Source organism: Mesorhizobium sp. M8A.F.Ca.ET.021.01.1.1 (assembly GCF_003998025.1).
Taxonomy (GTDB): domain Bacteria; phylum Pseudomonadota; class Alphaproteobacteria; order Rhizobiales; family Rhizobiaceae; genus Mesorhizobium.
Window position 1 is genome coordinate 1 of sequence record NZ_RZSJ01000487.1, and the last position, 4,850, is coordinate 4,850.

5 protein-coding genes and 2 pseudogenes are annotated in these 4,850 nt (G+C 63.0%); 2 read left to right on the forward strand and 5 right to left on the reverse strand.

Going from position 1 to position 4,850, the window contains the following annotated elements; genetic code table 11:
- From EOA36_RS27835 to EOA36_RS27855, 5 genes and pseudogenes are all read right to left on the reverse strand, one after another.
- Window positions 1-742, reverse strand: a pseudogene (locus tag EOA36_RS27835) (relaxase/mobilization nuclease domain-containing protein); the annotation flags it as partial.
- A 178-nt stretch (window positions 743-920) separates the two neighbouring features.
- Window positions 921-1,604: a lytic transglycosylase domain-containing protein gene (locus EOA36_RS27840; RefSeq protein ID WP_024505647.1), complete on the reverse strand. Its 684-nt coding sequence runs from the start codon at window positions 1,602-1,604 to the stop codon at window positions 921-923.
- Window positions 1,592-2,140 carry a S26 family signal peptidase gene (locus EOA36_RS27845; RefSeq protein WP_024505646.1) on the reverse strand — a complete coding sequence of 183 codons (549 nt, stop codon included), beginning with the start codon at window positions 2,138-2,140 and terminating at the stop codon, window positions 1,592-1,594. The genes EOA36_RS27840 and EOA36_RS27845 overlap by 13 nt, the downstream gene beginning before the upstream one ends.
- Window positions 2,137-2,406 carry a helix-turn-helix domain-containing protein gene (locus tag EOA36_RS27850; protein ID WP_024505645.1) on the reverse strand — a complete coding sequence of 90 codons (270 nt, stop codon included), beginning with the start codon at window positions 2,404-2,406 and terminating at the stop codon, window positions 2,137-2,139. Before EOA36_RS27850 ends, EOA36_RS27845 begins: the two co-directional genes overlap by 4 nt.
- Window positions 2,407-2,587: 181 nt before the next feature.
- Complete coding sequence (locus EOA36_RS27855) at window positions 2,588-2,911, reverse strand: DUF736 domain-containing protein (protein ID WP_024505644.1); 324 nt, start codon at window positions 2,909-2,911, stop codon at window positions 2,588-2,590.
- A gap of 1,010 nt (window positions 2,912-3,921) precedes the next feature.
- On the opposite strand from EOA36_RS27855, the gene EOA36_RS27860 reads away from it, so the two are divergent.
- Window positions 3,922-4,269, forward strand: coding sequence for a hypothetical protein (locus EOA36_RS27860; RefSeq protein ID WP_063169239.1), 348 nt, complete (start codon window positions 3,922-3,924; stop codon window positions 4,267-4,269).
- Window positions 4,270-4,331: 62 nt separating this feature from the next.
- Window positions 4,332-4,625: pseudogene (groES, locus tag EOA36_RS27865) on the forward strand (co-chaperone GroES); the annotation flags it as partial.
- Window positions 4,626-4,850: the final 225 nt, after the last annotated feature.

A 4,850-nucleotide genomic window follows, 5' to 3' on the forward strand; every position in this document is an offset into this window, starting at 1 on the left:
GGTCGATGCTGGTGAAGCGTTCCTGCTCCATTTCCCGGCGCAGGCGAAGCTCAATCTCGCGGTCGGTTCGCGGACCGAGATCGAGGCTGACCAGCTCGGCCGCCCGCTCGCGGATGCCAGATGAGATATATTCGCGCGCGATGACCAGGTTCTCGCCACGGTCGTCCCTGCCACGGACGATGATGTGGCTGTGCGGGTGGCCGGTGTTGAAATGATCGACCGCGACCCAGTCGAGCTTCGTGCCGAGGTCTTCCTGCATCTGCGCCATGAGCCGCCGCGTCAGCGCCTTGAGGTCGTCGTACTCGATGCCGTCTTCGGCAGCGACGATGAAGCGGAACTGATGGCGGTCGCCGTCCGCGCGATCGATGAACGCCTTGCCGTCGACGCGGCCGCTGTCGGCGCCGTAGAGCTCGCCAGGTTCACCTTCGCGGGTGACCCCGTCGCGCTGAAGATAGCGTAGATGGGCACGCGCCCCGTCCGCGCCCTTGCCGGCGAGCTTGACGACCCGCGCCTTGACGATCACCCGGCGCTGGCGGAAGGCGGCATACCGGTCGCGCGATTTCAGCAGTGCGGCGGCCGCCCCGCCGCGCCCTGTCCGGCTTCCTGTGAAGCGACCACCGCGTTGCGGCCGGCCGCCAGCCCGGTTGATCGCCGCACGAACCTGGCCGGCATAGCGTTTGCCGGCCTTCGAGCCGCGCGACCCGATTTTGCCGAGCTTCGGCCTGAACTCGTCATCCTTAATGCGAGCCTCCCAGACATATCAAGCAAAATCAGACACTTACACGTCAAACCCTCTTGGCACCGGCGGCAGCCTCCCGGAAAAACGATGTGCAGACAAAGATTTAACCGCCTCCTGGAGGCGGTACCTTTATCTTGCCTTCCGCGCCCAGCCCCGCCAGACGCGCCCCCGTCCGCCATGGCTAACGCACCGGCTCCTTCGGCTGCGCGCCGTCCTTGCCGAGCGGCACGAAGAGATCGCCGTTTCGCACGCCTGAGTGAACACCGTCATGAATGAAGAACAGCGACCGTCCGAGAGGAGCGATTTGCGCCTTTGGAGCGACAGATTGGCTTTCGAACGCCTCGATGTCGGCCGCCGAAACTCCGGCCGCCTTGAGTTGGTCGAGGTACTCGACGGTCTCTTCTGGCAGCGGTTTGCCACGCTTCAAATGCTCGTCGTAGCGCTCGGGACCGGCATTGTAGGCGCCAAACAGGCCAGGAAATCCGAAGCGGTCATACATGGCACTGAGATAGGCCGTGCCGGCCAGGATATTGTCGCGCGGATCGTGGGGGTTAGGCCCAAGGCCGTGTTCGACCCGCATCTCTTCATAGGTGCCGGGCATCACCTGCATGAGGCCCATGGCGCCAGCGGGGGAGGTGATGGGGCGGCCGCCGCGCATTGTCTTGCCGCCGCTTTCGGCAGCCATGACGGCATAGATCCAGGCTTGGGGAATATGGAAGCGCCGGCTTGCTTCCGATACCAACGTCTGCCACTTTCGCAGCTGCGGACTTTGGGAGATGGCGACCGGCTCAGCGCCGGTCGAGGCGGAACAGGCGCATGGCGCAATGGCGATCATGCCCAACAAGAGGAGGGTCACTCGGTCCATAGTGGTACGAGCCTCCCGATGACATTTTGAGTGGGAACAGGCCCGAAATAGCGGCTGTCGAAGGAGCGGTTTTTGTCGCTGCCGAGCAGGAAAACCTCGTTATCCCCGAGCGCTCGGCAGCCGTTCCACCATGGCAAAGGTCGGCCTTCGGCGTCGATTTTGAGCCGGCGCGCGACGATGTCGCCGCCGATGATGATGGCGTCATTGAAGGCGCAGACATTATCGTCCGGCAGCGCTGCAAGACGTTTTGCCAGCGGCACATTGCGAGGCAGATAGCTGCGCTCGGCGGCGAGATACGCCGCGTATTCAGGCGGGCGCACGAGCACGAGATCGCCACGCGCCAGCGCTCCCGCAGCGATGCGGTAAAGGCCGATCGGCGCGCTGGCCGAGGCGTTCCAGACCAGCCAAGGGGCGGGCTTTCCCAGCGCCGTGAAGCCCAAAAGACCGAGACCGGCCGCGGCCAAGGCGACCGTCTTACGGGCTCGAACACGCCTCAGGCGGCTGCCGATCAGATGGATGGAAGGGCGCCGCCTCATGAACGGCCTCCCGTGCCGCCCTGGCCGGAACCGGCCTTGCCATCGCCGGCGATGGAGTGCTGCGGGTGTCCTTTCGACCAATGGTCGAGTTCGTCGATGTGATAGCGGACATAGCGGCCGTGCTTGCGGAATTTCGGGCCGCCGCCCTTGAGCCGCATCTTTTCGAGCGTGCGCTGGGAGAGCCCGATATAGAAGGCGGCTTGGGCTGTGCTGAGAAACGGGCTGCCCTTTTTCGCGCGGGCCGCGCGTTCGTTTTCGTCGTCCATGATGATCCTCGTTTCGCTTCGGACAAGCGAGGGCGAGGATGGGCGAGGGAGATCGTCTCGGGGACGGGCGAAGAGTCGGGGGAGAGTTTTCGCCGCCCTTTAGGGCGGACGGGGTTTGGGTGGAACTCCTGGGAATGAGCCCCGCGCCGGGGCTGCGGCGCGAGGCTCTTATCTCGGCCGGTCAGTCGGCCGGGTTCCAGATGATGGCGTAGGTGTCGTGATCGTCCTGGCCGGCGGCTCGGCCGAGATTGGCGTAGAGCTTGCGCGGTCCGAACTCCGGCGCTGCAATCGACAGGCTCACATAATCCTTGCCGGAAGTCTCGCCGGTGCGGATCCAGCCAGCGCCGACTTCGACCCCTTGCGTAAGCACCCGGAAGTCGGGATGGTTATCGGCGCTCTTGGCCTGGTTGGGGACGATATCGATGTCGGCGCGGACGCTGAGCGTCTTGAACTGGCCCTTGTAGGCGCCGTTTTCCTGCTTGTTGACGTAACCGATCGCGGTCATTTCGAAGTCTCCTTTTGTGGTTTCGCCGGGGACCATCCCCTGCGATGGCGCACCGTAATGGGCGCGTCAGGACCGCCTGAATCCGACAGGGCCGCAGCGACAGTGAAGGACCCGAGCGGGCAGCTTTTTTGTGAGCGAAGCGGCGCGAGGAAGCCGCCGCAGGCGGCGGGGAAAAAAGCTGATGGCGCGAGGGTTTCGGGCGGCCGGACCCGCCCATAGGTCGACAAGCCAGCCGCAGGGATGGTCCTTGGAGAGAGCATGGAGACCGCTCGCCAAGTGCGGTCTGTCAGCCAAGCAGGACGCCGGGATGAAACGGCCTGCAAAGATGCTGCGCCCTTATGCCGGATCGAGATCGTGCCAGCGGGTCGGGCGCCAGAGCAGACATCCGGCATGGTGCGATCTATGAAAGCAGGGCTCGCCAGCGGGAATTTGATACGCGAGGGGGCCAAAGTAAGGCTGGATGAGAAGCCGGTGCTACCTGCAGGTCCAGTGTCATGTGGCGGCGCTCGGGAAACCGCTACGCAATGTAACGCGCTCTTATGAGGCGAACAGACCGGCCCCAAAACCGATCGACCGGTGGTCGGCGCGAAACGCGTCATGCCTGTCCGAAAGCTGACAGTGGCAGAAGACGCATGTCGGGTTCCGCACAATTGACCATGCTGGATTTGTGAGGTTTTCAGGGAGAGCCATGCGTTCACTTCCCAGTGAGCTTTGGCACGGCATTTGCTCTTGATGTGGCAACACGGATCGAAGGTTGACTGCATGCACAAGCGCGAGATGAGCAATGCTCTCCTTTCCTGGAGGCTTGGCAGCAGATTCGATTTGACGTTGCGAGGAGCTTCAGCCGCTCGCGGCGGAAGTGATCTCAAATCTGAAGGCACCGTTGGGGCCGCAGCCATCAAACACATCTTTCTCTTTTTCGCAGCTCGTCTTCAACGCGATGCGGACTTCTTCGCGTCGACGGCGGCCGAAGGTGGAGAAGGGGCTCGACTTGCAAAAAGGAGTTGTCAATGACGTCTTACGTTCGCACCAACAGCCCGGCGCAGGTGCGCTCACTGTCCACCTTTGGCAAGCATCTGCAAAGGAGCGTGCTGACGGCGACGCTGCTTGCCGCGGCTTCGACGGGAAGTGAAGCGCAGCCCTATGTTCGTGCTGACGGCAGCACGACTGACGACTTGGAAGCGGCGCGAGCAAGTTGGCGTCATGACGCCGAATTCAATGGAAATGTGGGGCTCGCAGCCATCAACGCGGATGCCGCGTATGCGTTGGGTTCCACCGGGGAGGGGGCCAGAGCTCCTCGCCTGCCCTCGTCCGTCTTGACGAGTGCCCGCTTACAGCCTACCTCACTATCGCGTTAGCACTCGTCCATCGCGAGTGCTAACAAAAACCCCTCAACAGCGCACCAGGGAAAAATCCGAAAATGGCAAAGTCGAAGTTCCGCCCGCTGCATGACCGCGTGGTCGTTCGCCGGGTCGAATCCGAATCCAAGACCGCTGGCGGGATCATCATCCCCGACACGGCAAAGGAAAAGCCGCAGGAAGGCGAGATCATCGCTGTCGGCTTCGGCGCTCGTGACGAAGCTGGCAAGCTGGTCCCGCTGGACGTCAAGGCCGGCGACCGCATCCTGTTCAGCAAGTGGTCGGGCACGGAAGTCAAGCTCAATGGCGAAGACCTTCTGATCATGAAGGAATCCGACATCATGGGCATCATCGGCTCATATCAGGCCCTTTCGTCAACTGAATTCCCGGGCTCGATTGAAGCCCCTGCCAGGAGCTAAAAATGGCTGCCAAAGACGTAAAATTCTCCCGCGATGCCCGCGAGCGCATGCTGCGCGGTGTCAACATCCTCGCTGACGCGGTGAAGGTCACGCTCGGCCCCAAGGGCCGCAACGTGGTCATCGACAAGTCGTTCGGCGCCCCGCGCATCACCAAGGACGGCG

Bases quoted from the DNA above. Each gene is read 5' to 3' on its own strand.
- EOA36_RS27840 (WP_024505647.1), bottom strand. From the start codon at position 1,604: ATGGACCGAGTGACCCTCCTCTTGTTGGGCATGATCGCCATTGCGCCA.
- EOA36_RS27845 (WP_024505646.1), bottom strand. From the start codon at position 2,140: ATGAGGCGGCGCCCTTCCATCCATCTGATCGGCAGCCGCCTGAGGCGT.
- EOA36_RS27850 (WP_024505645.1), bottom strand. From the start codon at position 2,406: ATGGACGACGAAAACGAACGCGCGGCCCGCGCGAAAAAGGGCAGCCCG.
- EOA36_RS27855 (WP_024505644.1), bottom strand. From the start codon at position 2,911: ATGACCGCGATCGGTTACGTCAACAAGCAGGAAAACGGCGCCTACAAG.
- EOA36_RS27860 (WP_063169239.1), top strand. From the start codon at position 3,922: ATGACGTCTTACGTTCGCACCAACAGCCCGGCGCAGGTGCGCTCACTG.